The organism is Comamonas sp. NyZ500, assembly GCF_016772095.1.
Lineage (GTDB): Bacteria > Pseudomonadota > Gammaproteobacteria > Burkholderiales > Burkholderiaceae_C > Comamonas > Comamonas thiooxydans.
In genome coordinates this window covers 199,859-226,538 of sequence record NZ_JAEIJE010000004.1, presented here as the reverse complement: position 1 = coordinate 226,538, position 26,680 = coordinate 199,859, and the positions used below count along the sequence as shown (strand labels likewise).

Here is a 26,680-nt window from a genome sequence, read left to right as displayed (position 1 = left end):
CCTGGCCTTCGCTTACAGGGTGCCCGGGGGCAGGGTGGCGGGCGTCACAGGCGTCACGGTCACAGGCTGGCCGTTCACCATGGGCTGGCCTGGGCGCGTGAAGTCCACGATCTCGGGCTTGGCCCCGGGAACGATAGCCACATTGGGCACGCTCGCCGGTGCAGCACCGCTGGATGCGGGCAGCAAGGGCGCGGCATTGACATTGCGCATCAGCAGATTGGGGTCGGGCTGCACGGTTTGCTGCATGCCGCGAATCGACTCATAGCGGTCCTGCGAAAGCTGGCTGGTGGAGTTGGCGTCACGCAACACCGTGGGGCGCAGAAACACCATCAGATTGGTTTTCTTGCGCTCGCGGCTGGTGTTGCGGAACAGATTGCCCAGCAAGGGAATGTCGCCCAGCAGCGGCACGCGCTCCTGGCTCTGGCTGTATTCGTCGGCAATCAGGCCGCCCAGCACCACGATGGCGCCGTCCTCGACCAGCACATTCGACTCGATGGAGCGTTTGGTGGTGGTGGCGCCGGACTGGGCGTTGGCGGTGCCCTGCTTGACTGCCGAGTTCTCCTGGTAGACGGCCATCTTGATGGTGCCGTTCTCGTTGATCTGCGGACGAATCTTGAGCAGCGTACCCACGTCCTTGCGCTCATAGGTGGTGAAGGGATTGACCGAGCCCGAGGTGCCGGCGGTGTTGGTATAGGAGCCTGTGGGGAAGGGCACGTTCTCGCCCACCATGATGCTGGCCTCCTCGTTGTCCAGCGTCATCAGATTGGGCGTGGAGAGAATGTTGGTGTCGCCGTCGCCCTGCATCAGGTTGACCAGGGCGCCCAGGCTGGTGTTGCCGTTGACGTTCTGGGTGAAGCCCAGGTTCATGCCCTTCATGCCGCCGATCGCCGAGGCCTGGCTGTCGGTGAGGGGCGTGCCGTTGACCAGATTGCCCACGGCACCCGACAGGCCGAAGATGTTCGAGATGCCGCTGATGGAAGTGCCGTTGCCGAGCACGCCCAGCACGCGGCCGTTGTTGCGGATCACCGAACTCCATTGCACGCCGAGCTGGGCCGCCTTGTCGGCGGAGACTTCGACAATCAGTGCTTCGATCAGCACCTGGGCGCGGCGGCCGTCGAGCTTGTCGATGACAGTGCGCAACTGACGGTACAGCGGGCCGGGGGCGGTGATGATCAGCGAGTTGGTCGTGGGGTCGGCCTGGATCATGCCGCCCGTGGAGGGTTGCTGGGCCGTGCCGAAGCGCGAGCTGGGGCCGCTGTTGCCGCCGCCCAGGCCTACGGTGGCGCTGCCGTCCGTGCCGCGTGAAATGACGGGCTGGGAGCTTGCTGCATTCGTGGTCGAGCCGGCGGCTGCTGTCATGCCCGGCTGGCCGCCCAGGGCGGTGCTGGCGCTGGTCTGGGCGTTGATGGCGGCACGCAGCGTGGCGGCCAGGGACACCGCGTCGGCGTTCTTGAGATACACCACATGGATGTTGCCGTCGTCACCGTTGCCCGTCATGGCCGGCTGGTCCAGACGCGCGATCAGCGAGCGGATCTGCGACAGCTTGGCCGGGTTGGCCGCTCGGATCAGCACCGAGTTGCTGCGCGGCTCGGCCAGTATGGAGGTGCGGAAGCTGGTGTCCGCCTGGCCTGCTGCCGCACCGGCTCCGGCCTGGACCACGCCGCCTGCGGTGGCAGAGCCGCCTTCCATGAGGCGATTGACCAGGGCCACCATGTCGGCGGCAACGGCATGACGCAGCGAGATGACTTCCACATCGGTGGCGTTGGATACATCGGTGCTGGCGATGATGCGCGAGATGCGCTGCAGATTGTCCGCGTAGTCGGTGATGATCAGCGAGTTGTTGCCGGGGTTGACGTTGATGGTGTTGTTGGGGCTGATCAGCGGCCGCAGCACGGGCACCAGATTGTTGGCGTTCTCGTAGTTGAGCTTGAAGATCTGCGTGACGATCTGTCCGCCGCCAGCCTGACTGCCGCGTCCGCCCTGGCCGACGGAGACCTCGCTGGACTGCAGCTTGGCATCGGCTTCTGGAATCACCTTGAACAGACCTGCCGACTCCGTCACCGTGAAGCCCTGCATGCGCAGTGCCGCCAGGTACTGCTGATAGGCAGTGGCAGGCGAGACGGCCTTGTCGGTCAGCAGCGTGATCTGGCCCTTGACGCGCGGATCCACCACCACATTGCGATTGGTGATGGCGGCCATGGCGCGCGACACGGCTTCAATGTCGGCATTGGTGAAGTTCAGCGTGACCGGCTCGCCTGGTCGCAAACTGGGAGTGGCATTCGCTTGTCCGCTCTGGGTTTGAGCATGAATAGGTGCTGAAATGCAGACGGCAAGCGAGGCAACAGCTATCGAATGCAGTGTGTTTTGCCAGGCGGTGCGTGAATGCTGAGTCATGTGTCAACCAAAGGTGATGATGGAGCGCGCACCCTGGCGGCGCCCCAAGATATTGAGCAAATTCGACAGAGCGGCTTCGCGCTCGGGGCTGGCAGAGGCTTCGCCCCTGAAATGCAGGCGCGAGTCCACCCATTGCCCCTGGCCGCTGAGCTGCAGGTCGCCGCCCAGCGTGGTCAGATTCAACTGGGCATTGTCTCCGCCCTGTATATCGAGGCGGTAGCTGCCCAGGGGCTTGAGCGACGACAGCCTGGACGATACGGCCAGGGCTTCGAGCCGCGTCAGCCCCTGGCTGTTGGCACGACCGGCGCGATACTGCAGCGTCAGCCCGACGGTGGACAGGCGCAACTGGCCCTGCAGGGCCACGGTGTTCCAGGGAGTGCCCAGGCCGGCCAGCATGTCGGCGGGCAGTTGCAGCACGCCGTCCTTGAGGCGCACCGTCATGGCGTTCCAGCCCGGCTGCAGCTGCGCCAGCATCGGGGTACTGGTGCAGCAATCGCTTTGCAGGCTGATGCTGGCGCCGCTCAGGCCGGGTCGCAGTGTCCAGTTCAGGCGCGTGGGCAGGCTGCTCTGGTCCTGGCTGTCCTTGCCGCCCGTGAGCACCAGTCTGGCCGAGCCGCGCCAGAGCGTGCCGCGCGGCTCCTGCAGCTGTACCTGGTCGGCTGTGATCGATTGCACGCCTGCGGCCAGCCAGGCCGCCGGAGCCTGGACCAGCACCGTCAGCAGAGCACCCAGCAAGGCACCGCCCACTGCCCAGCGGCGCGGCGAACGCGGATCGCCCGGCTCACGCGGTCTGCGCGAGGCTTTGCTGGTGGTGCGTGAGGTGCTCAGGCTCATGGTCGCGGCTAATTCTGTACACCTGCGTTGTCGGGCAAATCGAGCAGCAGATTGCCGCTCCAGCGTGTAACGGCAGCGCCGTCGACGCTTTCTCCGAGATTGCGGTTGAGCTTCATCTCGGCCACCGAGGCATGGCTGTTGTCACGCACCTGTGCCAGCCAGCGGGCCAGGGCGGGGGCGGCGGCATTGCTCAGGCTGACCTGGGCACGGTTGCCCAGCCACTGCAACTGTGCGCTGTTGCCGAGTTCGGTCTTGAGCGACTGCTCCAGCTGCGTGCGCGCATCGACGCTATTGCCCTGCGGCTGCTGGCGCAGCAGCTCGGCCTGGGCCTGCATCTGCAGCATGTTCTGCAGCTCGCGCTCCGCTGCCGCATGGCGTGCGGGGGCCGTGCGCAGGCTGTGCAGTGCCGGTGCCAGCGCCACCCACCAGAGCAGGGCCAGCAACACGACGCTGGCGGCGATCAGCAACAGATTCTGTTCGCGCTGGGCCAGGGCGCTCCATCGCTGGCGCAGCGGAGCCAATGCGGTTTTCAAGGCGTTTTTCTGCTTCATGGCCTAGCCTTTGCACTGAGCACCAGATCTGCTCCTTCGCGTTGCAGCATATAGCCATTGGCCTGCAGGCTTTGCTGTGCGTCGCCCAGTGCTTCGGGACTCAGGTCCAGACCCGAGATACGCAGCTGCTTGTCCTGGTATTGCAGGCTCTTGGCATTCTGCACGCCCTGAATGCCGGCGCTTGCGGCCAGCAGGGCTTCAAGGTCGCTGGCGGACAGTGCGCCGGAGTTGCTGCGCAGCAGATCCAGTTCGCGTTGCATCTGTACCGGAGCATCGATGATGACGGGCACGTGAGGGAAGGTGGTCTGAAGTACCTGCTTGGCCTGCTGCTGGCGCAGTTCGATGGCACGGTTTTCCCTGAAGGCCCAGGCGTTGAGTCCGGCCAGCTGGGCGACGACGGCAATGCCTGCTGCCCAGCGCGCAGCACGCCATTGCGGGGCCTTGGCAAAACCATGCCAGGCATCGAGCAGGCGGCGCTTGGCGCGGGTGCTGCCGCCCAGGTCCAGATCGAACTGGGCCAGGTCGCCGGCGTAGCCATGGCTTTGCAGCAGCCGCTGGGCGGCGGTGAAGATGCTGACCGGGCGCTGCAGTGTCTCCGCGCTGTGTGCCAGATGGGGTTCGGCCAGCACCGGCAGATCCTCGGGCAGGCGAGCCAGCAGTGGCTGCAACAGGCCGCCATCGGCATGCAGGGGCAGGACGACGAGGCAGGTCTGTGCATCCAGTCCGGTGGCACTCAGCTGGGGCAGGGTGCTGTCGCCCGACAGAAGCAGCTGGGCCTTGCTGCTGGGCCATTGTTCGGGCACCAGGCGGCTGGCGGCATGACCATGCTGCTCCAGGGCCTGCAGATGGGATTGCAGCCAGCCCTTGTCGCAGGCAGCCACCCAGCAGGTCTGACCCGCCGCCGAGCCAGCGTCCAGTGCCAGGTGCATGGCGGACGGCTCATCGAGCAGCTTTTCTTCCAGCAAACCCTCAAGCACGGCGCGCAGACGCTGCTGGCGCCGGCTTTGCACATTCAGCCCCAAAGGCAGGGTGACGGCATGCCAGGACAACTGAGCTGCGGGGATGACGGCGGTGATCTGGGCCGTGCGGCCCGTGGCCGGCAGCAGGGACGCCGCAGCCTGGCCGCTGCGCTGAATGCTTTGACCATCGTCGCTGAGGACGTAGAGATATTCTGTGGCGGAGTTGGCGTGCTTCGCCGACAGCTGTATTAGCAATGTGCTCATGAGGGAAGATGCAGCATTCTATGGGGGCAGTGTGACATCAGGGTGTCAGGGTCTGGCAACCGCGGGCATACCCCAGTCGGCGTGCTCCTGCCACAGGGTAGTCACGCTCATGTCCTTGCGCTGAATCAGTGAACGCTGGCTCAAGACGTTGTCCCCGAGGCGCAGGCGACCGCGGGCTTCGAAATAGCTGGTGGTCACGGAGTGCATGGCACTGTTGAAGACGCCGCTCAGGCCTATGGCCGCAGCCGCTGCATTCAGGGACTTGAAAGGCGAGGCGTCGCGCAACTGCACCAGCTGGTTGGCGCGGGCCCAGTCCAGGTCCTCGGTGCTGGCCCAGATGACCTCGGCGCTGGCCGTATTGAGATTGACCATGGTGCGCTCGGGCAACAGCGAGACATAGGGCTCGATGCGCGCGATGATGCGCGGATCGACGCCCAGCCAGCCCAGTTGCCCGACGGTGCGCGGCATCAGCGGCGCAGCCTGGCTCTTGCCGCGCAGGGCTTGCTGCAAGGCCGTGGCGATCTGCATGACGGAGCTGCCGGGCAGACCCAGGCGCTCGAACAGGCGCAGAAAAGGCTTGAGGTTCTCCTCCTTCACGCTCGAATCGGCCCCGCTAAGCAGATTGCGCAGATTCAGGCGCGACTGCAGATCCACGATCTCGCCCGAGAGAAAAGCGTCCTGCATGTCGGCAAGACCGTCATCGACCTGGCTGACATTGTTCTTGGCTGCCAGAAATGTGGACAGGCGAGCCTCCTTCAGCGGCACCGCCCAGGGCTCGCCCAGATGATCGACCGGGTTGCTGCGGTTGGCGCGCGAGTCCTCCTGCAGCACCACGCGCGACCAGTCCAGCGCGCCCAGCAGCAACCAGTTGGCCTGCACGCGATTGCGTTCGGCGGTCTCGATTTCCACATCGCGCCATTGCTGCCAGAGCGCGGCCGAGGCCAGGGTGGCAACCAGCACCACCGTCAGCATGGCTGCCAGCAGTGCTGCACCGCGCTGGCGCGCGTGTCTGAAACTGGCACGCCCCAAGCCGGAAACCCCGAGCATGGGCCGTCCCGTAGCGATGGCGTTGTCCCCCTGGGGGGAAGGCGCGAAGCGGCTCAGGGGGGATTTCATGATCTGGAGTTCGAGCGCAGCGGGTTGACCCAGTCCACCGTCATCACTCCATTGAGCGCGCGGCCTGGGGGCAGTGTCAGTTCTATGCGTATGCCGTCGGGCACGACGGGCAGCACGGGGTTGCTGTCGCTGCCGACGCTGCTGCCGTCATCGCTGCCCTGATCGCTGGACTGCGGATTGGTCCAGGCGTTGCTGCGGTAGTAGTAGACGCGCCACAGATCAAGCGGGATCAGCACGGTCTCGCGGCGCATCTGGTCGCTGGAAGGATTGCGGCCCCATTGGGCCGCCTGGTTCCAGGCATCGTTCCATTCGCTGACCGTGCGCGCGGGCAGCGATTGCCAGCGCACCCATTGGAAGCGGCCATCGACATTGCGACGGCTCCAGGCCACGATGAGCGCCCCGTTGTCGGCGGCTGCACTGGTCTTGCGCGTCAGGCGCAGCACCTGGCCGTCCCAGTCCAGCACCTGGCGGCCCTGCAGCGGCATCAGCGCGTTGAGGTCGGCATTCCACTGGGCCAGCACGGTCTGCATGACGGCGTGTTGCTCACCTTGCTCGCGTGTCACTTCCTGCGCCCTCAGCATGCCGTCGATGCCGCGCCAGCTCATGATGGCCAGCAGGGCCATGGCGGCCAGGGCGACCAGCAGCTCGATCAGCGTGAAACCTTGGTTTCTGTTGCGCATGCTGCTCATGATTCAGTAGCGACCGACGATGGTGGAGACGCGCAGCACCGCAGCAGCCTCGGAAAACACCTGGGCATCCACGCGCCTGAAACTGGGATTGGGCGTGGGGCGCACGCTGAGCTGTACCTGCATCTGTCTGCCGGCCTGCTGGCACTGGATGGTGGTGTCGCCGACGGCAGGCATCTGATTGAACAGGCGCAGTCGCACCAGTTCGTTCTGCGCGCAGAGCTGGGCCAGGATGACGTCGGACTGGCGTTGGGCGTTGCGCGTCAGGGCGCTGCTGGCCTGAAGTCCAGCCAGCAGGGTGACGCCGACAATGCCGACCGCGACCAGTACTTCGATCAGCGTGAATCCGCGCTGCAACAGGACGGGCTTCATGGCGTCACCTGCAGGCTTTGAATACTGAACGGGCGCAGCCCGTCGGTGGCCAGCCGCAGTGGTGCCGAGTTGCTGCCGGGCAGCGACAAGGTAATGCTCTGTCTTGGAATCAGCGGCTCCGGCCCCAGCACCACGGGTGTATTGGGCTGCACCAGCACAGGAGTCTGCAGCCATTGAGTGGGCATCTTGACGTTGGGTGGCAGGCCTTCAAACCGGAAGCCCTGCGGCAGCGGGCGCCAGACCACCAGGGCGCCATTGGTGCGGGCCTGGGCGCGTGCCGACTCCAGCAGCGTGGCCAGGCGCTGGGCTTCGCGTTCAAGCTGTTGCTCTCCGCTGTCGCGTATGGCCAGGCTCACACCCGCCGTCGCCAGTGCCATGATGGAAATCACCACCAGCAACTCCAGCAAGGTAAATCCGGCGTGTTTGAGTTGAGCCATGAAGGAGTGAGCGGCCGAATTGCTGATGTGAAGCGGGTTAGACGGAGGACGTTTCGCCGCCGGGCAGCCCCAAGGCGAAACTCGGCTTTAGCCGGTCAGGGCCCCTTGGGGGCAGCGACCACACGCAGTGAGGGAGCGTGAGGTCGATGCTCTTGTGGGGCCTCCTTAACGCTCATTGCCAGGAGCCAATATCCGCATCCTTGCCTTCGCCGCCGGCTTTGCCGTCAGCGCCCAGGGACATGATGTCGATGGGGCCCTTCACGCCTGGGTTCAGGTATTGATAAGGATTGCCCCAGGGGTCATTGGGCAGCTTTTCCAGGTAGGGCTTCCAGTTCTGCGGAGCGGGGCCGGTGGTGGGTTTGACCACCAGCGCCTGCAGGCCCTGTTCGGCCGTTGGATAGCGCTGGTTGTCGAGGCGGTAGAGCTTGAGCGCCTGGTTGATATTGGCGATATCGGTCTTGGCTGCGGTCACGCGGGCATCGTCGGCGCGGTCCAGCACATTGGGCACGATAAGAGCTGCCAGCACGCCAATGATGACCAGCACCACCATCAATTCGATCAGGGTAAAGCCGCGCGATGCGGCGTGGCGAATAGCAGACATCGGATGACGGCAGTTGGTGCTCATTGGAAACTGTAGGAAAAATGCAGTATTGCACCATCATAATCGTCGAATGCGACTGCAATCTTTCAATACCGGTCAGGGCCTTTCCATGCCGGTCAAACTCACGACCCTGCTGCTGTGGGCGATTGCCGCTGCGGTGGTGGTGTTCTGGACACTCCGGTTCGTCGGCAGTGGCAGTGAGCAGTTACCTTCGGTTGTACCTGCTCAGCCGGTACAGGCCAATGCCCAGGCCATGGCCAAGGCTTTGGGGGCGGTCGCCGCGCCTGTTGCCGCCGTGGCTGCACCGGTGGCCAGCCGCTATGCCCTGCTGGGGGTGCTGGCAGGGCACGAAACAGGTGGCGGTGCCGCGGTGATTGCCGTGGAAGGCAAGGGCAGCAAGGCCGTGCGTGTGGGCGAGGCCGTGGAGGATGGCGTGATTCTGCAATCGCTGGCGGCGCGCGAAGCGCGACTGGGCCCTGCCAACGGGCCGGCCAGCACGGTGCTGCAATTGCCCAGGCCGCCCATGGCCAGCTTCAACTGAGTTCGAGCTGCAGCCACTGTCCATAGGCGGGCGCCGGCAAGGTCCATTCATGGCTTTGCGGCAGCCGGCGGCCATGTTGCAGCAGCCACTGCGCACAGCGTGCCACACCGGCATGGCAGATCCACACCATATGCTCGCTGTCGCTGCTGAGCGCGTCCTGCAGCGCCTCGTGGACGCGCTGCAGCATCTGTTCCAGTGACTCGCCCTCGCCAGGTGCGTGCCGCGCCAGATCCTGCGCCCAGGCACCGATGGCAGCTTCGCCGATGTCATTCCAGCGCAGGCCTTCCCAATGCCCGAAGTCCATCTCCAGCAGTCTGCCGTCGGGGGTGGAGATGAAATCCGGCTCCAGTACCTGCAGATCCAACGCCAACTGCCTGCATCTTTGTAGCGGCGAGTGCCGGATCTGCAGCCTGCCATGCAGGGGCTGCAGAGATTGCTGCAGGGCCTGAGCGGCTTGCCGGGTGGCTTGTGCATCGGCGGCGATATCGAGGCGGCCGTAACAGCGCTCTGTATCGATCAAGGGGCGTGCGTGGCGCGCCAGCCATAGAGTCTTCATGGCTGTTCTATAGCAGTTGGCGCAGATAGATGCAACTGGCCAGCAGCAGAGCCAGTTCATTGAGCTGCTGGCAGGCACCCAGGCAGTCACCCGTCATGCCGCCAAGGCGCTGCAGCAACCAGCGCTGCAGCAGCCAGGTGGTGAGCAGCATGGCCGCCAGCAGGCTGGGCACAAAGCTCCAGACGCCGAGCCAGCCCAGCAGGCCCAGTGCCGGCAGGCACCAGAGGCTGCCTGTCAGCAGTCCTTGCCAGCCCAGCTGCCTGCCCGCGATATGCAGGGTCTTGCTGCTCGCGGCCAGGCCGACGTGGGGCAGGCTGCGCATCAGCACCAGCGGCGCAAAGCGCGACAGCACATGAATGCAGCACACGAGGATGAGCACCGGCACCGGTCCCCAGAACGGCTGCATGAAGGACAGCAGCAGGGCGATCAGCACGACCTTGGTGAGCAGGGCCATGAGCAGTGCCATCACGCCATAGGCGCCGATGCGCGAGTCCTTCATGATCTCCAGTGCGCGCTCGGGCGGGACCAGGCCGCCCAGCCCGTCGGCGACGTCGGCCAGGCCGTCCTCATGAAAACCGCCGGTCAGCCACAAGGTGCCGGCGGTGCTGATGAGAGCAGCCGCCAGCGGCGACCAGGGGCTTGCCGGCAGCAGCCAGAGCAGGGCTGCCAGCAGCAGCGCGGCCCATAGGCCCACCAGCCAGCCCACGCCCGGCAGATGCGCGGCGCTGGCACGCTGCATCTCGGGGCTCCAGCCCACCCAGGCGGCCAGACGTCCAGCCACGGGGATGCGGCTGAAGAACTGGACGGCCAGCAGATAGTGGCGCAGGGCTTGCATGGTGTTGCGAATAAAAAAGGAGCTGGTTCCGCTTGATACTTCTATGTTTCAGAGTCTTTTCTATCTGAAATCATTGTGGAGATTGCAGTAACAGCTCCTTTTTTTATTACTTCAGGAACAACTGGTAAGCAGGATTGCTGGTTTCCTCCACCCAGGGATAGCCGAGGTTTTTGAGGAAGCTGTCGAACTTCTTGTGGTCCTTGGCAGGTACCTGCATGCCGACCAGGATGCGGCCGTAGTCGGCGCCCTGGTTGCGGTAGTGGAACAGGGAGATATTCCAGGTCGGCGCCATCAGGCTCAGGAACTTGAACAGCGCGCCGGGACGCTCGGGGAAGACAAAGCGCAGCAGGCGCTCGTCCTGGGCCAGCGGTGAGTGGCCGCCCACCATATGGCGCAGATGTTCCTTGGCCATCTCGTCAAAGGTCAGGTCCAGCGCCTCAAAGCCGTTTTTCTGGAAGTTCTTGCAGATCTTCTCGGACTCGCCCCGGGTCGGCGTGGTCAGGCCCACGAACACATGGGCCTTGCTGTCGTGGCTGATGCGGTAGTTGAACTCGGTCACGTTGCGCGGGCCGCCGGGCAGCTTGCCCACCACCTCGCAAAAATGCTTGAAGCTGCCGCGCTCTTCGGGGATGGTGACGGCGAACAGGGCTTCGCGCTCCTCGCCGACCTCGGCGCGCTCGGCCACAAAGCGCAGGCGGTCGAAGTTCATATTGGCGCCGCTCAGTATGGCGGCGTAGGTCTCGCCCTTGGTCTTGTGCCTGGCCACGTACTGCTTGATGGCCGCCACGCCCAGGGCGCCCGAGGGCTCGACGATGGAGCGGGTGTCGGTGAAGATGTCCTTGATGGCGGCGCAGACGGCATCGGTGTCCACGGTCACATAGTCATCCACCAGGCCCTGGGTAACACGGAAGGTTTCCGCTCCCACCAGCTTCACGGCGGTGCCGTCGGCGAACAGGCCCACATCGGCCAGCTCCACGCGCTCGCCCGCCTGTACGGACTGCATCATGGCGTTCGAGTCCTTGGTATGCACACCGATCACCTTCACCTCGGGGCGCACGGCCTTGATGTAGTTGGCAATGCCGGCAATCAGGCCGCCGCCGCCGATGGGCACGAAGATGGCATCCAGGCGCTGGCTGCCCAGCTTTTGCAGCTGGCGCAGCAGCTCCATGGCGATGGTGCCCTGGCCGGCAATCACATCGGGGTCGTCAAAGGGGTGGACAAAGGTCAGGCCCTCGGACTTTTGCAGCTTGACGGCGTGTTTGTAGGCATCGGAGTAACTTTCTCCGGCCAGCACCGCCTCGCCGCCCAGGGCGATCACGGCATCGATCTTCACCTGGGGCGTGGTGGTGGGCATCACGATCACGGCGCGGCAGCCCAGCTTCTTGGCGCTCATCGCCGTACCCTGGGCATGGTTGCCCGCGCTGGCGCAGATCACGCCCTTTTGCAGCTGCTCGGCCGTCAGATTGGCCATCTTGTTATAGGCGCCGCGCAACTTGAAGCTGAACACGGGCTGCTGGTCCTCGCGCTTCAGAAGCACTTTGTTGTGCAGGCGGCGGCTGAGGTTCTTGGCAATGTCCAGGTCCGACTCCACGGCAACGTCATAGACGCGTGCATTGAGGATGCGAGTCAGATAATCGGCAGGGGTCAGGGCTTGAGTCATGGTGCAAATCGAAAGCAGAGCACCAGAGCCAGGGCAATCAGCCTGCCGGGTGCATGGAAGCCGATCATGATAGGCCCTTGCTTGCTGCGCTGCAGTACTCGCTCAAGAGGTGCATGCTGCTGCTCTGAGAAGCAGGATGAGCAGGCACGAAAAAAAGCCCCTAGCTCAGGAGCTAGGGGCTGAATCCACCATTAGAGGAGGTGGAGGAGACAAAGGGTGCGATACAGATCGGTATTAACCAGCAATCTGCAGTCTGCCTGCGGGTTTGACCTCACAGGTAACGCTTGAGTTGTATTGTATGAGGCTTGTGTTTTCTGTGCATCAAAAGATTCGGGTTTTTATGTATTTGATGCAAAATTGCAACAGTTTTGAGAGGAAAAACAATGGAATGCACGGTTAGTTGGACAGGCGCGGCCACCGGAACGCGCTCGGGCATGGGCTTTGTGGCAGAGACCGGCAGCGGCCATGTGGTCAATATGGATGGTGCGCCGGACGAGAAGAACCCGGCCAACGGCGGTCGCAACCAGGCACCGCGCCCCATGGAGATGCTGCTGGCCGGCGCCGGCGGCTGCACGGCCTACGACGTGGTGCTCATCCTCAAGCGCGGTCGCCACGATGTGAAGGGCTGCAGCGTGCAACTGACTTCCGAGCGCGCAGAGACCGACCCCAAGGTGTTCACCAAGATCCACATGCAGTTCACGGTCAGCGGCAAGAACCTGCCGGCCGGTGCCGTCGAACGCGCCATCGCCATGAGCCACGACAAATACTGCTCGGCCACCATCATGCTGGGCAAGACGGCAGAAATCACGACGGGTTTCGACATCGTCGAAGCCTGAACCGGACGTTCGATCGAAAAACGGGCCTCAACGGCCCGTTCTTGTTGAACGGGCGCTAATCAGATGCGATGCGCCGTAATCGTCATGACTTTGGCCGCCACACGCATCAGCCCCTGGGCAATCGGGGGCAGTTGCATTGCACCTTCGTCGATCGCTGCTGCAGCATGACGCTCTTCGTCATCCTTCATGCGCTCGACCACGGCACGCGAAGCCTCGTCCTCCTCGGGCAGGCGGCCCAGATGGCTTGCCAGGTGGGCGGAGACCTGGTTTTCTGTCTCGACCACAAAACCCAGGCTGGCGGCATCGCTGAATTTGGCAGCAATCGTGCCAATGGCAAAAGCGCCAGCAAACCACAGCGGGTTCAGCAAAGAGGGTCTGTCACCCAGGGCATGCAGGCGCTCGCGGGTCCAGGCCAGGTGGTCCATTTCCTCGCGAGCGGCATGCAGCAGATGCTCGCGCAACTCCATGTCCTTGGTCACCATGGCCTGGGCGTTGTACAGGGCCTGCGCACAGACCTCGCCCACATGATTGACGCGCATCAAGGCTGCGGAGAGCTTGCGCTGTTCATCGCTCAGATCGGCTTCGGCGATCCCTGCTGCAGGCGAGCGCTCTGCGGCCACGGGGTCGGCAAACAGAGTGCGAAGAGCTGCATCGGCAGCGGTCAGAAACTTGTCCATGGCTAAAAAGAACTCAGTGCGGCGCCTGTCTGGCGTCAATGCACATAAGGTACACCAGAGTGGCTCATCCGCAACTTGCGCTGGGGCAATCCTAGGCAGGAACCCCTAAGGGTGTGCCCGCTAGTGCGGCTTGGTGTTTGTTGCGGTGGTGCAACGAAAACGCGCCGAATCGAGCAGTTTTGGGTGAATTCCTTTGCGCTGGGCTCGGCGGTCTGGTGCAATAGACCCAACTTCCCCACCAGGAGGTTGGCGCGGGAAACCGGTGGAGCTCGAGGCTCAAGTCTCTCTCCCATAGAACCGGCGCCCTTCTAAACCTTGGAGTAACTCGTAATGAAAAAATCTCTGATCGCCCTGGCAGTGCTGGCCGCTTCCGGCGCCGCAATGGCTCAATCTTCCGTGACCCTGTTTGGTGTGGTTGACACCGGCGTTTCCTACGTCAAGGGCAATGGTAGCGCTGGCAATTCCAACTACGGTCTGCACAACGGTTCCAACGCTTCTTCCCGTCTGGGCTTCCGCGGCGTGGAAGACCTGGGTGGCGGTCTGAAGGCTGGTTTCTGGCTGGAAGGCGCTATCGGCACCGACGTGGGTGACGGTTCCGGCGCTGGCCTGTCGGCTGGTAAGGGCTTCCAATTCGGTCGTCGTTCCACCGTGAGCCTGATGGGCAACTTCGGTGAAGTGCGTCTGGGTCGTGACGAAGTGGTGGCTTACAACAAGCTGTCTGCTTACTCCAACTTCAGCGTGATCGGCGTGGGCGGTTTCCGCGGCTGGGCTAACAGCCAAGGCGATGCAATCCGTCAAAACAACAAGATCACTTACCTGACACCTAACTTCTCCGGCTTCACTGCTGGCGTGGACTACGCTTTTGGTGAAGTGGCTGGTGACGGCCAGCGCGGTCGCTACTTCGGTGGTTTTGTGTCTTACAACAACGGCCCTCTGGCTGTGACTCTGGGTGCTGACCGCAAGAACAATCCTGTCAGCGGTACAGGTGTTGATGCTGGTTACAACGGCTCCAATGCCAACTTCGTTGATGGCAACAAGCTGGACACTATCGGCCTGGGCGCTTCCTATGACTTCGGCGTGGCCAAGGTCAACGGCCTGTTCCTGCAAGCCAAGGAAAAGGGCGCTGCTGTGAACACCAAGCTGAACAGCTACGCTCTGGGTGTGTCCGCTCCCGTCGGTGGCGTGGGCGAAGTCAAGGCTCAATACGCTCTGTACGATCTGAAGAACGCAGCTGCTGGTAACGGCAAGGCTCACCAGCTGAGCCTGGGCTATGTGCACAACCTGTCCAAGCGTACAGCTCTGTACGGCACATACTCCTTCCTGAAGAACAAGGACAACGCTCAGTTCACCCTGGGTGGCGTTCCTTCCTACGCAGTTGGCGTTGGCAAGGCTAGCAACGGCGTGCAAGTTGGTATCCGCCACGCTTTCTAATCAATTGCTGGCATAAGCCAGTAATTGCTTAAAAGCCAAAAGGCCTGTCGAAAGACAGGCCTTTTTTATTTCTGGGGTTAAACCTGAAAGGGTGTTTGCTGAGAGGTTTGTCCCCAGAGGGAAAGGCCTGTGTTGCGCTTGTGCCAAAGCTCTCGTTGCTGGAGAAAGCATTTCTAGAATGAAATTTCCACCAACTGTTAGTGAATTAAGAGAGAGGCAACACAATGACATCTTCATTTGTGAAAAAAACATTGGCTTTGGCTGTGCTGGGTTCTCTGGGAACAATGGCTTATGCACAAAGCAGCGTGCAACTGTATGGCATTGTGGATGCAGCGATTCGTCACACGACTAATGAGGGGCCAAATAAAAGCGGTCTGACCAAAATGATCGGTGGTGGCATGTCGGAGAGCCGCTGGGGGATCAATATCAAGGAAGATTTGGGTGGTGGCCTGTCGGCTATTGCCAACCTGGAAAATCGTTTCTGGACGGATTCGGGCACGCCCAGCACCGCTCAGCCTTACTTTGCGCAGTCCTGGGTGGGCTTGCGCAGCACCAGTTTTGGTCAGGTGACCATGGGGCGCCAATACAACGTGCTGTTTGATCTGGTGACCTCTACCTATGCATCGTTCCCATATTCGCCTTATATGGATGCCTACAAGCCTGAAATCGGCATGTCTCTGGGCGCGCGTGCAAACAATATGCTGAAGTACGTTGCCGAGTTCGGGCCGGTTCGTGCGGGGTTGCAGTATTCTTTTGACGAAGGAAATACCTTTGCCAAGAAGGGCGGCAGTATTGATATGACGCCAGGTGGTCTGGCATTGAAGACCGCAGGTGGCTATCTGCGCTATTCTGCCGACGGCATTTCCGTGGGCGGTGCTTTCCAGCGCTCCACCTTGCCGGCCGGCACCGATGTGGATGCCTGGACATTGGGCGGCTCCTATCGCACCGGGCCTCTGTATCTGATGGCTGGTTACGGCCAGAACAAGGTCAAGGATAGTCTCGGTGCTGCGGGGGCTGGTGCCATTTTTGACGCCGCCCTGCTCAATGCATATTGGACAGGCTCTTCCAATGGTGGCTTTATCGCGGGTAATGCGCCCGGAAATTTTGCCAACAAGCGTGAGATGTTCAAGGTCGGTTTTGGCTACCAGGTCACGCCGCAGCTCAATGCAGGTCTGCATTACTACCATGCCAAGCAATCGGGATCGGCGACTGGCGCCTTCAATGGCAAGGCAGACTTTATCGTTGCCGTGGCTGACTATGCCTTCTCCAAGCGCACGGACGCCTATTTCGCGGTGGATCACACCAAGACCAAGGGCGGTGCGGGTGTGATGCTCGATTCCAATGGTGCGAAAAAGCGTACCGGTATCACCATCGGTCTGCGTCATCGTTTCTAAGGCGAATCTCTGGATACAAAAGCCAGCCCGATATCGGCTGGCTTTTTTATGCTCGGAGCAGCTCGTGAAGCTCGGCGCAAAAGAAAAAGGCCGCAAATGCGGCCTTTTTGTTGTGGGCAAACCAGGTGGAGCAAACCACCCGGTCAGCAGCAGAGCAATTACATGCCCATGCCGCCCATGCCGCCCATGCCGCCCATGTCGGGCATGGCAGGAGCTGCGTCAGCCTTGGGGGCTTCGGCGATCATGCACTCGGTGGTCAGCAGCAGGGAAGCCACGGAAGCAGCGTTCTGCAGAGCAGTGCGAGTCACCTTGGTGGGATCCAGGATACCCATTTCCAGCATGTCGCCGTAGGTGTCGTTGGCAGCGTTGAAGCCGTAGTTGCCGGAGCCGTTCAGCACGGCGTTCACGACCACCGAGGGTTCGCCACCGGCGTTGGCCACGATTTCGCGCAGAGGTGCTTCAATGGCCTTCAGAACCAGCTTGATGCCGGCGTCTTGTTCGGCATTGCCGGTAGCCAGGGCGCCAACGGCTTGCTTGGCGCGCAGCAGGGCCACGCCACCGCCGGCCACGATGCCTTCTTCCACAGCAGCGCGGGTAGCGTGCAGGGCGTCTTCAACGCGGGCCTTCTTTTCCTTCATTTCGACTTCGGTGGCAGCGCCAACCTTGATCACGGCAACACCGCCGGCCAGCTTGGCCACGCGCTCTTGCAGCTTTTCACGGTCGTAGTCGGAAGTGGCTTCTTCGATCTGGATGCGGATTTGCTTGACGCGGGCTTCGATTTCGTCAGCAGCGCCGGCACCGTCGATGATGGTGGTGTTTTCCTTGCCGATTTCGACGCGAGCAGCCTGGCCCAGATCTTCCAGGGTCACCTTGTCCAGCGACAGGCCCACTTCTTCAGCGATGACCTTGCCGCCAGTCAGGATGGCGATGTCTTCCAGCATGGCCTTGCGACGGTCGCCGAAGCCGGGAGCCTTCACAGCCACAACCTTCAGGATGCCGCGGATGGTGTTCACCACCAGAGTCGCCAGGGCTTCGCCTTCGACGTCTTCGGCAATGATCAGCAGGGGACGGCCGGCCTTGGCCACAGCTTCCAGCGTGGGGAGCAGGTCGCGGATATTGCTGATCTTCTTGTCGAACAGCAGCACGAAGGGGTTGTCCAGAATCGCGGCTTGCTTTTCGGGGTTGTTGATGAAGTAGGGCGACAGGTAGCCGCGGTCGAATTGCATGCCTTCGACGACATCCAGTTCGTTGGCCAGGCTCTTGCCTTCTTCAACGGTGATCACGCCTTCCTTGCCGACCTTGTCCATGGCTTGAGCGATGATTTCGCCCACGTCGGAGTCGGAGTTGGCGGAGATCGTGCCCACTTGAGCGATTTCCTTGGAAGTGGTGGTGGCCTTGGATTGCTTCTTCAGCTCTTCCACCAGGGCGGCGACAGCCTTGTCGATGCCGCGCTTCAGGTCCATGGGGTTCAGGCCGGCGGCCACGTACTTGGAGCCTTCGCGCACGATGGCTTGGGCCAGTACGGTAGCGGTGGTCGTGCCGTCACCAGCGATGTCGTTGGTCTTGGAGGCCACTTCCTTCACGAGCTGGGCGCCCATGTTCTGCAGCTTGTCCTTGAGTTCGATTTCCTTGGCCACGGACACGCCGTCCTTGGTCACGGTGGGGGCGCCGAAGGAGCGCTCCAGAACCACGTTGCGACCCTTGGGGCCCAGGGTAACCTTGACTGCGTTAGCCAGGATGTTCACGCCTTCAACCATGCGTGCACGTGCTTCACCGCCGAAAACTACGTCTTTTGCTGCCATTTTTTGGCTCCTAAAGAATGAGGTTCAATTGGGCTGCCAGCGCTTGTCAATCAGTCGCCGACAGCCATGAAGAGGAGAATGTGTTCGGGAAGGATTACTTCTCGACGACTGCGAACAGGTCGTCTTCCTTCATCACCAGCAGCTCGTCGCCGTGGATCTTCACGGTTTGGCCAGAGTACTTGCCGAACAGAACGCGGTCGCCGACCTTCACGTTCAGAGCGATCAGCTCGCCCTTGTCATTGCGCTTGCCGGGACCCACAGCCAGCACTTCGCCCTGGTCAGGCTTCTCGGTGGCAGCATCAGGGAGCACGATGCCCGAGGCTGTCTTGGTTTCGTTTTCGAGGCGCTTGACGATCACGCGATCGTGCAGGGGACGCAGGTTCATACCAACTCCTAAATACATCAACAAAGTTGAAACAAGACTTGCCAGCCATCCTGGCCGACATTCGGAATATCTAGGGTCAAGCTGTTAGCACTCAACCCCATCGAGTGCTAATAATAAGGCAAATTCCTGAGCTTTCAAGACCTCTCCCCCGTCGGTCGCAGGACAAATCAGCGAGGAAACAGGGTTTGTTCTTAGTCATGTGTAACGTGTTTTTACAAATAGGCCTGGCTTTTGCTCTGCCAAAACATGCCTCCAGAAACCATGACTGCCCCGGCGCAGCGCGCCCAAGACCTGTTGCAGACAGATGTCTTCATTCCCCATATGCGCCAGGTCGGGCGCTGCGAGAGTTCGCTCAGGGAGCTGAATCTGATGTGGCGGCTCATAGAGTCCTCCGCCAAGATGAACTGCCCACAGGAAGCGCAGGCCTTGCTGCCCATGATGGCCGCCACGCGCGGCGGCTTCGAGCGTCTGGAGCAGGACCTGGTGCAGTCCATGGTGATGCAGGCTGTGACGGGGGTGACGGCGGGGCTGGCCAGTCAGGCACAGCATCTGATCGATACCCTGGTGCGTAATCTCTACGAGCGCACGGCCGACGTGGGGTTTCTGGCGACCGACGCCATGCTGTGCCAGTTCATGGCCGCAGCGGATGGCGATGAGGCGGCCATCACCCAGCGTCTGCGTGCCTACCGCAGCAAGTACACGGTCTACGCGGACATTCTGCTGCTGGATGCCGAAGGCCAGGTGCGAGCGAGTGCGCGCGAGAGGAGTCAGGCCACAGATCAGCCATGCCGGGATGCATTGATTGCCCGCGCTCTGCAAAGCCAGGGCTTTGTGCAGAGTTTCGGCGCCACCGACCTGCTGTCGGGGCACGGCAGCGCGCTGATCTATGCGCATCGCATGCTGCACGCCGGCAACCGCCAGCCTATTGGCGTGCTGTGCCTGTGTTTTGACTTTGATGGCGAGATGCAAGGCATCTGGAGCGGCCGAGACCGGACAGACGGTAGCGGTGCGCCCGAAGCTCAGACCAGCATCGCCCTGTTGCTCGATGATCAGGGACTGGTGCTGGCCAGCAGCGATCCGCACTGGATTGGTGTGGGGGCGAAGCTGCAGGCTCACCGTGATGGTGCGGATCCACTGTATGTACACTGCGGGCGCACCTATCTGGTGCAATCGGCGGCATCGGGAGGCTATCAAGGCTATATGGGCCCCCAGGGCTGGCGGGCGCAGATCATGACGCCGCTGGAGCTGGCCTTCGGTCTTCAGTCGCAAGCGGGTCTGGGTGGGCTGGACGCGGCCGTGGCCCAGGGCCTGCTGGCGCATGCACGTCGCTTCTGTCCACCTCTGCACGCCATACGCAGCGCAGCGGACACCATACGCCGTGTGGTCTGGAACGGCCGCGTCATGACGGCAGGCAAGCAGATGGACAACACGCGGCTGCAGGCCGTGCTGGAGCAGATTGGCGAGACCGGGGCAAGGACCAACGAGGTCTTCTCCCAGTCCATTGATGCGCTCTACGGCACGGTGCTCAATACCGCACTGAGAGACAACAGCCTGTTGACCAGTCTGCTGGTGGATCTGCTCGATCGCAATCTCTACGAGCGTGCCAACGACTGCCGCTGGTGGGCCTTGACGCCGCAGCTGTCCGAATTGCTCGAGGACCAGGCCCTGGGCGAGACGGCTCCAGATCAGGTGAGCGAGGCCTGTGCGCTGCTCACCGCCATTCACGACCTGTATACGGTCTACCAGCAAATCATGGTCTATGACGTTCGCGGCAGGGTCGTGGCCGTCAGCCAGCGAGGCCGCCCGGATGCCGAGGTCCGTGGGCTGCTGGGCACTTATATAGAGATGGACAGCCTGCACCAGGTTCTGGCGCTGGGCGGGACCCAGGCCTATCACGTCTCGCCATGGCGCCCCTGTGTGCAGCACGAGGATGACGGCGCGACCTATGTCTATCACGCGGCCATACGCAATGCCGATGGCGTGGTGCTGGGCGGGATTGGCCTGGTGTTCCATGCACAGCGTGAGTTCAAGGCCATGCTGGAAGGCGTGACCCGCGCTCAGGCGGCAGGTGCAGGCAGCAGACAGGTGGCCTACCTGAACCGCTCGGGCCTGGTCATGTCCTCCTCGGATGTGCAGCTGCAGCCGGGCATGCAGCTGGATCTGCCGCCACAGATGCTGGCCCTGGCACCTGGACAGAGCATGGCCCGTGCCATGGTATATCAGGGCCAGTATTGTGTGGTGGCGATCACGGCGGGCAGCGGTTACCGGGAGTTCAAGCGCAGCGATGGCTATCGCGAAGAGGTACTGGCCTTGTCCGTGCAGGCGTTTGGTGCCGTGCAGGACGATGCGCTGGCAGCCGTCTCTCGACGCAACACCAGGGTGCAAAGCCTGGTGGCGGCCAGCCAGGGCAGTGCAGCCGGCATGGAGATGGCGACTTTTTTTGTGGGGCGCAGCGTGCTGGCCGTTGATGCGGCCTGCGTGCTCGAGGCCCAGAGCGCCTCGGCCATCGCTCCCGTTTCGGCCGGTCGCTTGCCGCACTGCGTGGGAACGCTGGCGCGGCGCAGCCAGGGAGTCGTGGCCGGCTATGTATGGGTCTTCGATCTGGGAGCCCTGCTCTTTGGCAAACCTGTCATCAGGACGGCGCAAAGCCAGGTGATCGTGCTGGAGCTCCAGGGGCTCAAGCTGGGCGTGCTGGTCAGTGATCTCGAAGGCGTGGTGCGCTTCGAGAGCGGGCAGTTGCGACTGGCTCCTGCAATGGCGGGTGCGGCGGATCAACTGGTTGACCGCTTGATCCGTGCCAATGACGGAGATCTGCTCATCCAATGCCTGAACGTGACGGCCCTGGTGCGCATGCTCAAGGCACCGCTGCCGGCGGAGCAGGGTGCCGGCGGCTGAACGGCCGGGCCGCTTATTGAACCGGGAACGGGTTTTTTTCGTCGCGAGGGGCGCTGAAGTCCACGGTAGGCGTGGTCTTGATCTCGTACTGGCCGCGATCCTTGCCTTCGATCCACTTCGGGGGCTTGCCGCGGCCGGTCCAGGTCGCACCACTTTCGGGGTCGTAGTACCTGGCTTCGACCTTTTTCTTTTCTTCAGGCTTCCAGGGGAAAACCTGCTGAGAGGTAAAGCCGAAGGTGGCGATCAGTTGCTTGACGGTGGCCAGGGCTTCCTTGGCTTCGGTGCTGCGCGCTTCTTCGATGCGCTTGTCCAGCGCATTTTTCTGAGCGATGAGTTCTTGATAGCTTGGCATTCTGGATTCCAGAGATAGTGTGAAAGGTCAGCACTGATTGCCGCCTTGGTTATTGCTTTGCAAAACCATTCATTCTGGCCCAAGCGCGAACGCGCCGCATTGTTGATGTTGCGTACACTCAATCTGCAAAGGGGCGCACATCACTTCGAAGGGCTGCACACATCACTCTGGATGATCCGGTCTGGGGCTCAAGCCTGTTTGTCACCCGTGGCCATGGCCTGCAGGGCCGAGCCCGTCATGCGATAGCGGATCCACTCGGTCTGTGGCAGAGCGCCCAGGCTGTCATAGAACTTGATGGAGGGCGTGTTCCAGTCCAGGCAACTCCATTCAAAGCGGCCGCAGTCCTTTTCCATGGCGATCCGGGCCAGATGCTGGAGCAGGGCCTTGCCGGCGCCGTGGCCGCGGGCGTCGGGAGTGATGTACAGATCTTCCAGATACAGGCCATGCTGGCCCTGCCAGGTGGAATAGTTGAAGAAATACACGGCAAAGCCCACGGCCTTGCCCTCGATCTCGCAGATCAGTCCAAAGACAGAAGGGTTGGCGCAGAACAGCGTGCGACGCACATGGTCGGGCGTGGCCTTGACCTCATGCTCGGCCTTTTCATAGATGGCGAGTTCGCGCACGAAGTGCAGGATCAGGTCGATGTCTTGCTCGGTGGCGGGGCGGATATGGAGCTGGCTCATGGAATAACAGGGAAAAGTAGCTCAAGCTCTTGATAGTAAAGCACTTTAAGCTATGGTTTTGTTCTATCAGGCGACCTGGAGCTCGGGCTCGCTCTGAGCCAGAGTCACGGGCAGGAACTGGCACAGGATCTGGAAATGGTCCTCGAAGAACTCGGCTTCCATGCGGGGCAGATCGGCAATCGGCACCCAGCGGGCCAGGGCGGCGTCGTCCGCGCCCTGTACCGGGGGCAGGCTGGGCTGCACGCCCAGGTCCAGATAGTGCACATGGGTGATGGTACGCCCGCGCAGGCTGCGGTCCGGGTGATCGAAGACCTGCACGGCCTGCAGGGCCGCCAGCAGATCGGCCTCGCTGATGGAGGAGCAAGTCTCTTCGCGCAGCTCGCGCATGCAGGATTGCCAGAGGCTGTCACGCTGCTCGAGAAACCCGCCGGGCAGTGCCCAGAGGCCCTGGCCCGGCGCATGGCCGCGCTGGATCAGCAGCACCTGGTCCTGGCCCTTGGCACGGCAGCGCAGCAGCGCGTCCACGGTGACGAACACCGGTGCATAAGGCGCCTTGGCCCAGGCCCGCTTGTAGTCCTGCAGCATATGCCATTCTTTTTGCAGGCGCAGATACAGCGGTGTCTGGGCCCAGCGGCGCAGAAAGTCCAGCGTGCTCTCGGGCATCTGGGAGGAAAGCCTGGCCAGAGCGGCATCCATGGTTTCGGGCGAGGCGCCGCCTTCGCCAAAGAAGATTTCGCGCAGCGGCGTGGCGTCGAACTGGCCCAGGCGCGGCAGGCTGATCAGCTCCCAGCCCGGAAAGCGGGCCAGATAGCTGCTGCTGGAGTCTTTGAAATGCCCGACCAGGGCCACGCTCGCGCCCTCGGGCACATGGGCCTGCACGGCTTCGCGCACGGCATGCACCCACAGCGGCTCGTTGTAATAGTCGCGCACGGGAACGCAGCGCACGCGCTCGGCATCCTCTTTCGATAGCGCATTGCGCAGCATCTGCGCGCGCTCCTGCCAGCTGAACGGGTTTTTGGGATTGGGTGCCTGCCAGGCGCTGCCCAGCACCACCACGACCTGGCGAGCCCGCTCCAGTGCGGCATGCAGCAAGGCCATATGGCCGTTGTGCAGTGGCTGAAAGCGGCCGATCAGCACGGCGGTATGCAGGGGCACGGAGGTGGGCAGGATCTCGGGGGCGGCGGCGATGACACGCTTGCTGGAGGTGTTGGGACTGGCTTGAGGCATGAGAGCGAAACCCGTACAGAAATCGGCGCCCGCAAGGGCAAATATTGGTAAAAACGCGCTAAATGCTTACTGGGTAAGCGAGAGTAGCTCACATTTTTAAATGTTTAGCCAGGCCCGGCACGGCCAAAGTCGGCATTCGAGACAGGCCGCCAGGCGTTTGGTCGCATCCAAGATGCGAGAAGGCTTTGCCACCATGTCTCAAGCAGATGCCGGGCATTGCTATTCGTAGTGTGCCGCAATCGGCATCTGCCGGCCCGTGCCAAAGGCCCGTGGGCGTACTCTGAGCATGGGCGGAGCCTGGCGGCGCTTGTATTCGCTGCGGAACACCAGCTTCTGCACGCGGGCAATGGTCTCGGGCCCGCCGGCCTGGGTGCGCAGCTTGGCCACAAAGGTTGCGGCATGCGCATATTCCTTGTTCGACAGATGCTGGCCCTCGATATGCCATTTGAGAATCTCGTCGAGCACGGCATAGGGCGGCAGGCTGTCCTCGTCCTTCTGGCCGGGAGCCAGTTCGGCCGAGGGCGGCTTGTCGATGATGGCCTGCGGGATCAGCTCGCGGCCCGCATGGCGGTTGATATGGCGTGACAGCTCGAAGACCTCGGTCTTGTACAGATCACCGAGCAGACCCAGACCGCCGTTGGTGTCGCCATAGAGGGTGCAATAGCCCACCGAGACTTCGGACTTGTTGCCCGTGGTCAGCAGCAGATGACCGAAGGCATTGGAGAACTCCATCAGCGTGGTGCCGCGTGCGCGGGCCTGCAGATTCTCCAGCGCCAGACCCTTGAGCGGTTCGCCAAAGCTGGCCTCGAACTGGCGTGCATAGGTGGTGACCAGCTCCTTGATCGGATGCTCGTAGAGTCTGATGCCCAGATTGCGGCACAGCTGCACGGAGTCGTCGACCGAGCCCGCCGAGGAGTAGCTCGACGGCATGGTGATGCCAACCACGTTGTCCGCCCCCAGGGCATCGACGGCCAGGGCCAGCGTCAATGCCGAATCGATGCCGCCCGAGCTGCCCACCACCACCTGCTTGAAGCCGCAGCGGCGCGCATAGTCGCGCAGGCCCAGCACGATCTGCTGGCGGTAGAACTCCATGGTGGGCAGGCCTTGCGTCGGCACGGCAGGCAAGGCAGTGCCGTCACAGGCCTGAAACCGGCCCTGCGCATTCAGCTCCAGCGTGCAGACATCTTCTTCGAAGCGCCTGGCTTCAAAAACCAGCCCCGCCTCGGGCTCGACGGCAAACGAGGCGCCGTCGAACACGATCTGGTCCTGGCCGCCGATCTGGTTGATGTAGAGGATGGCCAACTTGTGGCGGGCTGCCGCCTGGGTGAAGACCTCATGGCGCTGCTCGCGCTTGCCCAGGTGGCTGGGGCTGGCGTTGATGCTGATGACCAGATCGGGGGCCGCATCGCCCATGCGCACGAACGGGTTGGTGGCGTAGTCGGCGCCCTGGTCGTTCCAGCCGTCCTCGCAGACCAGAAAGCCCACCTGGCAGTTGCCCACGCGCAGCACCTTGGCCGTGTCGGCCCCGGGCTCGAAGTGGCGGCGCTCGTCAAAGATGTTGTAGGTGGGCAGCAGTTGCTTGTCGTACTGCAGGCGGATCTGTCCGTTCTTGAGCACCAGCAGGCTATTGTACAGCGGTTTGCCGGGGCCATCGTGGCGAGTGGGCGCTCCCACGACCCAGTGCAGATCGGGGAGTAGGCGCGTGGCCTGCAGCAACTCCTGCAGACCTGCATCGAGTCTTTGCAGAAAGCTGGGCTCGTCCAGCAGGTCGCCGGGGTAGTAGCCGCACAGCGACAGCTCGGAAAACACCACCAGATCGGCCTGTTCGGCCGCCGCCCTGGTTGCGGCTTCTCTCATGCGGCGGATATTGCCGCTGATGTCGCCCACCATGTAGTTGAGCTGGGCGAGGGTGACTTTCAGCATGGTTTTCTCCAGGGAATCAGGCGGCCTTGGCAGCAGGCTCAGGAATGTTGAAGACCTGGCGCAGATAGGCCAGATAGGTCTCGTCGTTGCACAGCGTCTTGCCGGGCGAGTCCGAAATCTTGGCCACGGGCTGGCCGTTGGCATGGGTCAGCTTCATCACGATATTGATCGTGGTCAGTCCCATGTCATTGGTCAATCGCGTGCCTATGCCGAAGCCGCACTGGATGCGATCGGCAAAGCGGTGGTAGAGCGCCAGTGCCGTGTCCAGATCGAGTCCGTCCGAGAACACCAGGCGCTTGCTCTGCGGCGCAATGCGCAGCTTTTCATAGTGGGCAATGGCCTTCTCGCCCCACTCGAAGGGATCGCCGGAGTCATGGCGCAGGCCGTCGAAGAGCTTGGCAAAGTACATGTCGAAGTCGGCCAGAAAGGCGTCCATGCCCACGGTATCGGTCAGGGCGATACCGAGGTCGCCGCGGTATTCCTGCACCCAGTCCTCGAGGGCGGCTACCTGGAAGTCGCGCAGGCGCACGCCCAGGGCCTGATAGGTCTGCAGATACTCATGGGCCATGGTGCCAATGGGCACCAGGTTCAGATCACGAGCCAGCAGCACGTTGGACGTGCCTTTGAACCACTGCGCGGTCTCCTGGGCAAAAGCCTGCACCACCTCGCGTTGCCAGGCTCCCGAGAAGCGGCGGCGCACGCCGAAGTCGAACAGCTCGAAGGGGTTGCGCAGCCTGGCCTCGACAGCCAGATGCTTGAGCTGGGCCAGCTTGACCTGCAGGCGCTTGCGGCCTTCGACCAGGGCGGCATCGGCATCGAAGCGGCGGAAGTATAGCTCGTTGACGATGGCCAGCACATAGATCTCGAAGCCCATCACATGGACTTGCGGGCCCTTGGCCACGATATGGAGCCGGTCGCCTTCGGCCCAGGCGCGGATGAAGGCACGCTGGAACTGGAAGATGCGCAGAAAGTCGATGAAGTCGCTCTTCATGAAACGCAGGCCGGCCAGGTAGTCCAGCTCGCCCTGGTCAAAGCGCAGGCTGCACAGGGCGTCCAGCTCGCGTTCCACCTCGGGCAGCAGCTCGGCCAGCGGGAAGGCCGTGGGCGTGCGGCAGACAAATTCGTACTCGGCCTCGGTCTGGGGGTGGCGGTGCAGCATGGCCTGCCACATCGTGAATTTGTAGAGGTCGGTGTCCAGCAGGCTGGTGATGATGGGCTTCATGCCGTTCTTCTTTTCAAAAATATGAGCTGCTAGCGCTTTATCCATGG

Annotated in this window: 26 protein-coding genes; 5 read left to right on the top strand and 21 right to left on the bottom strand. The window is 62.5% G+C overall.

All coding sequences use genetic code 11. From position 1 onward, the window contains the following. Window positions 1-12: 12 nt before the first annotated feature. The 9 genes from gspD to gspG form a co-directional block, all read right to left on the bottom strand. On the bottom strand, window positions 13-2,394 hold the full coding sequence (gspD, locus tag JAO85_RS08960) for a type II secretion system secretin GspD (protein ID WP_039049558.1): 2,382 nt from the start codon (window positions 2,392-2,394) through the stop codon (window positions 13-15). Between the two features lie 3 nt (window positions 2,395-2,397). Continuing rightward, complete coding sequence (gene gspN, locus JAO85_RS08955; protein ID WP_202787909.1) at window positions 2,398-3,228, bottom strand: type II secretion system protein N; 831 nt, start codon at window positions 3,226-3,228, stop codon at window positions 2,398-2,400. Between the two features lie 8 nt (window positions 3,229-3,236). Next, the gene (gene gspM / locus JAO85_RS08950; RefSeq protein ID WP_054074446.1) at window positions 3,237-3,779 is read right to left on the bottom strand and encodes a type II secretion system protein GspM; all 543 of its coding nucleotides are present in this window, start codon (window positions 3,777-3,779) and stop codon (window positions 3,237-3,239) included. After that, window positions 3,776-5,002: a type II secretion system protein GspL gene (gene gspL, locus JAO85_RS08945; protein WP_202787908.1), complete on the bottom strand. Its 1,227-nt coding sequence runs from the start codon at window positions 5,000-5,002 to the stop codon at window positions 3,776-3,778. Before gspL ends, gspM begins: the two co-directional genes overlap by 4 nt. 45 nt (window positions 5,003-5,047) lie before the next feature. Next, on the bottom strand, window positions 5,048-6,049 hold the full coding sequence (gene gspK / locus JAO85_RS08940; RefSeq protein ID WP_052263618.1) for a type II secretion system minor pseudopilin GspK: 1,002 nt from the start codon (window positions 6,047-6,049) through the stop codon (window positions 5,048-5,050). 65 nt (window positions 6,050-6,114) lie between these two features. Next, window positions 6,115-6,807 carry a type II secretion system protein J gene (locus tag JAO85_RS08935; RefSeq protein ID WP_202787907.1) on the bottom strand — a complete coding sequence of 231 codons (693 nt, stop codon included), beginning with the start codon at window positions 6,805-6,807 and terminating at the stop codon, window positions 6,115-6,117. A 3-nt stretch (window positions 6,808-6,810) separates the two neighbouring features. Then, window positions 6,811-7,176 carry a type II secretion system minor pseudopilin GspI gene (gene gspI / locus JAO85_RS08930; RefSeq protein WP_039049562.1) on the bottom strand — a complete coding sequence of 122 codons (366 nt, stop codon included), beginning with the start codon at window positions 7,174-7,176 and terminating at the stop codon, window positions 6,811-6,813. Continuing rightward, window positions 7,173-7,613: a prepilin-type N-terminal cleavage/methylation domain-containing protein gene (locus JAO85_RS08925; RefSeq protein ID WP_039049563.1), complete on the bottom strand. Its 441-nt coding sequence runs from the start codon at window positions 7,611-7,613 to the stop codon at window positions 7,173-7,175. The genes gspI and JAO85_RS08925 overlap by 4 nt, the downstream gene beginning before the upstream one ends. Before the next feature lie 172 nt (window positions 7,614-7,785). Then, window positions 7,786-8,214 carry a type II secretion system major pseudopilin GspG gene (gene gspG / locus JAO85_RS08920; protein ID WP_080554087.1) on the bottom strand — a complete coding sequence of 143 codons (429 nt, stop codon included), beginning with the start codon at window positions 8,212-8,214 and terminating at the stop codon, window positions 7,786-7,788. A gap of 70 nt (window positions 8,215-8,284) precedes the next feature. Between gspG and JAO85_RS08915 the strand changes: the two genes are divergently transcribed. Continuing rightward, window positions 8,285-8,755 (top strand): hypothetical protein, encoded by a 471-nt coding sequence (locus tag JAO85_RS08915; protein WP_012837012.1) that lies wholly within the window; start codon window positions 8,285-8,287, stop codon window positions 8,753-8,755. Here the strand turns inward: JAO85_RS08915 and JAO85_RS08910 are convergent. The 3 genes from JAO85_RS08910 to ilvA form a co-directional block, all read right to left on the bottom strand. Further along, window positions 8,748-9,311, bottom strand: a complete 564-nt coding sequence (locus JAO85_RS08910; protein ID WP_202787906.1) for a histidine phosphatase family protein — start codon at window positions 9,309-9,311, stop codon at window positions 8,748-8,750. The two genes, JAO85_RS08915 and JAO85_RS08910, sit on opposite strands and share 8 nt — an antisense overlap. A 7-nt stretch (window positions 9,312-9,318) precedes the next feature. Continuing rightward, on the bottom strand, window positions 9,319-10,146 hold the full coding sequence (locus tag JAO85_RS08905) for an adenosylcobinamide-GDP ribazoletransferase (protein WP_202787905.1): 828 nt from the start codon (window positions 10,144-10,146) through the stop codon (window positions 9,319-9,321). Window positions 10,147-10,252: 106 nt separating this feature from the next. Continuing rightward, window positions 10,253-11,806 (bottom strand): threonine ammonia-lyase, biosynthetic, encoded by a 1,554-nt coding sequence (gene ilvA / locus JAO85_RS08900; protein ID WP_003061943.1) that lies wholly within the window; start codon window positions 11,804-11,806, stop codon window positions 10,253-10,255. A gap of 383 nt (window positions 11,807-12,189) precedes the next feature. Between ilvA and JAO85_RS08895 the strand changes: the two genes are divergently transcribed. Beyond that, entirely contained in the window at window positions 12,190-12,642 is a 453-nt protein-coding gene (locus JAO85_RS08895) for an OsmC family protein (RefSeq protein ID WP_012837016.1), read from the top strand. A gap of 59 nt (window positions 12,643-12,701) precedes the next feature. On the opposite strand, the gene coq7 is transcribed toward JAO85_RS08895, so the two are convergent. Next, window positions 12,702-13,319, bottom strand: a complete 618-nt coding sequence (gene coq7, locus JAO85_RS08890) for a 2-polyprenyl-3-methyl-6-methoxy-1,4-benzoquinone monooxygenase (protein WP_003061949.1) — start codon at window positions 13,317-13,319, stop codon at window positions 12,702-12,704. 330 nt (window positions 13,320-13,649) lie between these two features. Here coq7 and JAO85_RS08885 point away from each other — a divergent pair, with 330 nt between their 5' ends. After that, window positions 13,650-14,750 (top strand): porin, encoded by a 1,101-nt coding sequence (locus JAO85_RS08885; RefSeq protein WP_039049566.1) that lies wholly within the window; start codon window positions 13,650-13,652, stop codon window positions 14,748-14,750. On the opposite strand, the gene JAO85_RS08880 is transcribed toward JAO85_RS08885, so the two are convergent. After that, the gene (locus tag JAO85_RS08880; RefSeq protein WP_171832473.1) at window positions 14,751-15,002 is read right to left on the bottom strand and encodes a hypothetical protein; all 252 of its coding nucleotides are present in this window, start codon (window positions 15,000-15,002) and stop codon (window positions 14,751-14,753) included. It lies immediately after the preceding gene. On the opposite strand from JAO85_RS08880, the gene JAO85_RS08875 reads away from it, so the two are divergent. Then, complete coding sequence (locus JAO85_RS08875) at window positions 14,975-16,144, top strand: porin (protein ID WP_012837018.1); 1,170 nt, start codon at window positions 14,975-14,977, stop codon at window positions 16,142-16,144. The two genes, JAO85_RS08880 and JAO85_RS08875, sit on opposite strands and share 28 nt — an antisense overlap. Before the next feature lie 158 nt (window positions 16,145-16,302). On the opposite strand, the gene groL is transcribed toward JAO85_RS08875, so the two are convergent. After that, window positions 16,303-17,946, bottom strand: coding sequence for a chaperonin GroEL (gene groL / locus JAO85_RS08870; protein ID WP_003061955.1), 1,644 nt, complete (start codon window positions 17,944-17,946; stop codon window positions 16,303-16,305). 94 nt (window positions 17,947-18,040) lie between these two features. Then, on the bottom strand, window positions 18,041-18,331 hold the full coding sequence (gene groES, locus JAO85_RS08865; protein ID WP_003058782.1) for a co-chaperone GroES: 291 nt from the start codon (window positions 18,329-18,331) through the stop codon (window positions 18,041-18,043). A 261-nt stretch (window positions 18,332-18,592) separates the two neighbouring features. Between groES and JAO85_RS08860 the strand changes: the two genes are divergently transcribed. Next, on the top strand, window positions 18,593-21,226 hold the full coding sequence (locus JAO85_RS08860) for a chemotaxis protein CheW (protein WP_202787904.1): 2,634 nt from the start codon (window positions 18,593-18,595) through the stop codon (window positions 21,224-21,226). Window positions 21,227-21,239: 13 nt separating this feature from the next. On the opposite strand, the gene JAO85_RS08855 is transcribed toward JAO85_RS08860, so the two are convergent. The 5 genes from JAO85_RS08855 to pncB all read right to left on the bottom strand — a co-directional run bounded on the left by JAO85_RS08855 (window position 21,240) and on the right by pncB (window position 26,633). Next, entirely contained in the window at window positions 21,240-21,578 is a 339-nt protein-coding gene (locus JAO85_RS08855; protein WP_012837020.1) for an H-NS family nucleoid-associated regulatory protein, read from the bottom strand. A 188-nt stretch (window positions 21,579-21,766) separates the two neighbouring features. Then, complete coding sequence (locus JAO85_RS08850; RefSeq protein WP_012837021.1) at window positions 21,767-22,261, bottom strand: GNAT family N-acetyltransferase; 495 nt, start codon at window positions 22,259-22,261, stop codon at window positions 21,767-21,769. Window positions 22,262-22,327: 66 nt separating this feature from the next. Further along, entirely contained in the window at window positions 22,328-23,488 is a 1,161-nt protein-coding gene (locus JAO85_RS08845; protein WP_012837022.1) for a bifunctional nicotinamide-nucleotide adenylyltransferase/Nudix hydroxylase, read from the bottom strand. A 219-nt stretch (window positions 23,489-23,707) separates the two neighbouring features. Further along, window positions 23,708-25,411, bottom strand: coding sequence for an NAD+ synthase (locus tag JAO85_RS08840; RefSeq protein ID WP_202787903.1), 1,704 nt, complete (start codon window positions 25,409-25,411; stop codon window positions 23,708-23,710). Window positions 25,412-25,427: 16 nt separating this feature from the next. Continuing rightward, a complete protein-coding gene (pncB, locus tag JAO85_RS08835; RefSeq protein WP_054074456.1) occupies window positions 25,428-26,633 on the bottom strand; it encodes a nicotinate phosphoribosyltransferase in 1,206 nt (401 codons plus the stop codon). Window positions 26,634-26,680 lie beyond the last annotated feature (47 nt).

Bases quoted from the DNA above. Each gene is read 5' to 3' on its own strand.
- gspD (WP_039049558.1), bottom strand. From the start codon at position 2,394: ATGACTCAGCATTCACGCACCGCCTGGCAAAACACACTGCATTCGATA.
- gspN (WP_202787909.1), bottom strand. From the start codon at position 3,228: ATGAGCCTGAGCACCTCACGCACCACCAGCAAAGCCTCGCGCAGACCG.
- gspM (WP_054074446.1), bottom strand. From the start codon at position 3,779: ATGAAGCAGAAAAACGCCTTGAAAACCGCATTGGCTCCGCTGCGCCAG.
- gspL (WP_202787908.1), bottom strand. From the start codon at position 5,002: ATGAGCACATTGCTAATACAGCTGTCGGCGAAGCACGCCAACTCCGCC.
- gspK (WP_052263618.1), bottom strand. From the start codon at position 6,049: ATGCTCGGGGTTTCCGGCTTGGGGCGTGCCAGTTTCAGACACGCGCGC.
- JAO85_RS08935 (WP_202787907.1), bottom strand. From the start codon at position 6,807: ATGAGCAGCATGCGCAACAGAAACCAAGGTTTCACGCTGATCGAGCTG.
- gspI (WP_039049562.1), bottom strand. From the start codon at position 7,176: ATGAAGCCCGTCCTGTTGCAGCGCGGATTCACGCTGATCGAAGTACTG.
- JAO85_RS08925 (WP_039049563.1), bottom strand. From the start codon at position 7,613: ATGGCTCAACTCAAACACGCCGGATTTACCTTGCTGGAGTTGCTGGTG.
- gspG (WP_080554087.1), bottom strand. From the start codon at position 8,214: ATGTCTGCTATTCGCCACGCCGCATCGCGCGGCTTTACCCTGATCGAA.
- JAO85_RS08915 (WP_012837012.1), top strand. From the start codon at position 8,285: ATGCGACTGCAATCTTTCAATACCGGTCAGGGCCTTTCCATGCCGGTC.
- JAO85_RS08910 (WP_202787906.1), bottom strand. From the start codon at position 9,311: ATGAAGACTCTATGGCTGGCGCGCCACGCACGCCCCTTGATCGATACA.
- JAO85_RS08905 (WP_202787905.1), bottom strand. From the start codon at position 10,146: ATGCAAGCCCTGCGCCACTATCTGCTGGCCGTCCAGTTCTTCAGCCGC.
- ilvA (WP_003061943.1), bottom strand. From the start codon at position 11,806: ATGACTCAAGCCCTGACCCCTGCCGATTATCTGACTCGCATCCTCAAT.
- JAO85_RS08895 (WP_012837016.1), top strand. From the start codon at position 12,190: ATGGAATGCACGGTTAGTTGGACAGGCGCGGCCACCGGAACGCGCTCG.
- coq7 (WP_003061949.1), bottom strand. From the start codon at position 13,319: ATGGACAAGTTTCTGACCGCTGCCGATGCAGCTCTTCGCACTCTGTTT.
- JAO85_RS08885 (WP_039049566.1), top strand. From the start codon at position 13,650: ATGAAAAAATCTCTGATCGCCCTGGCAGTGCTGGCCGCTTCCGGCGCC.
- JAO85_RS08875 (WP_012837018.1), top strand. From the start codon at position 14,975: ATGACATCTTCATTTGTGAAAAAAACATTGGCTTTGGCTGTGCTGGGT.
- JAO85_RS08880 (WP_171832473.1), bottom strand. From the start codon at position 15,002: ATGTTTTTTTCACAAATGAAGATGTCATTGTGTTGCCTCTCTCTTAAT.
- groL (WP_003061955.1), bottom strand. From the start codon at position 17,946: ATGGCAGCAAAAGACGTAGTTTTCGGCGGTGAAGCACGTGCACGCATG.
- groES (WP_003058782.1), bottom strand. From the start codon at position 18,331: ATGAACCTGCGTCCCCTGCACGATCGCGTGATCGTCAAGCGCCTCGAA.
- JAO85_RS08860 (WP_202787904.1), top strand. From the start codon at position 18,593: ATGACTGCCCCGGCGCAGCGCGCCCAAGACCTGTTGCAGACAGATGTC.
- JAO85_RS08855 (WP_012837020.1), bottom strand. From the start codon at position 21,578: ATGCCAAGCTATCAAGAACTCATCGCTCAGAAAAATGCGCTGGACAAG.
- JAO85_RS08850 (WP_012837021.1), bottom strand. From the start codon at position 22,261: ATGAGCCAGCTCCATATCCGCCCCGCCACCGAGCAAGACATCGACCTG.
- JAO85_RS08845 (WP_012837022.1), bottom strand. From the start codon at position 23,488: ATGCCTCAAGCCAGTCCCAACACCTCCAGCAAGCGTGTCATCGCCGCC.
- JAO85_RS08840 (WP_202787903.1), bottom strand. From the start codon at position 25,411: ATGCTGAAAGTCACCCTCGCCCAGCTCAACTACATGGTGGGCGACATC.
- pncB (WP_054074456.1), bottom strand. From the start codon at position 26,633: ATGAAGCCCATCATCACCAGCCTGCTGGACACCGACCTCTACAAATTC.